Source organism: Psychromicrobium xiongbiense, from assembly GCF_030271165.1.
Classification (GTDB): Bacteria; Actinomycetota; Actinomycetes; order Actinomycetales; family Micrococcaceae; genus Renibacterium; species Renibacterium xiongbiense.
Map to the genome: position 1 here is coordinate 1 of NZ_JASSZH010000060.1, position 377 is coordinate 377.

Genomic DNA, 377 nt, shown 5'->3' on the forward strand with positions numbered 1-377 from the left:
GGCTCATCGCAATCCGGAGTGTAGGTGGGGTCTGAATCCTCCGGCTTCGAGCAGCGATCTGGCGATGTAGTTCGTGAGGTTGCGGAAGCCGAGGGCGGAGCCGCGGAGGTGTTCGAGTCGGCCGTTGATCGCTTCGGTCGGGCCGTTGCTGGTGCCGGGCCGGTCGAAGAACGCGAGGATGTCGGCCGCTCGTTGCTTCAGCGTCCGGCCGAGCTTGCAGACCTCGACGAGCGCCGCAGGGACCCCGGCGGTGACGGAGTCGATCACGGCCTGCATGAGCTGCTTCCCGAGCTTCTTGTCGGGTTCACGGTAAGCGACGATCAAGCGCTGATAGATGCCCCAGGTCGCTTCGACTTCGACGTGCTCCTCGGCCGCGA

Annotated in this window: 1 protein-coding gene; it reads right to left on the reverse strand. The window is 65.5% G+C overall.

All coding sequences use genetic code 11. The features are described from left to right. Positions 1–3 precede the first annotated feature (3 nt). On the reverse strand, positions 4–377 hold a 374-nt coding region (locus QQM37_RS14395), incomplete at its 5' end, for a transposase (protein ID WP_285728306.1).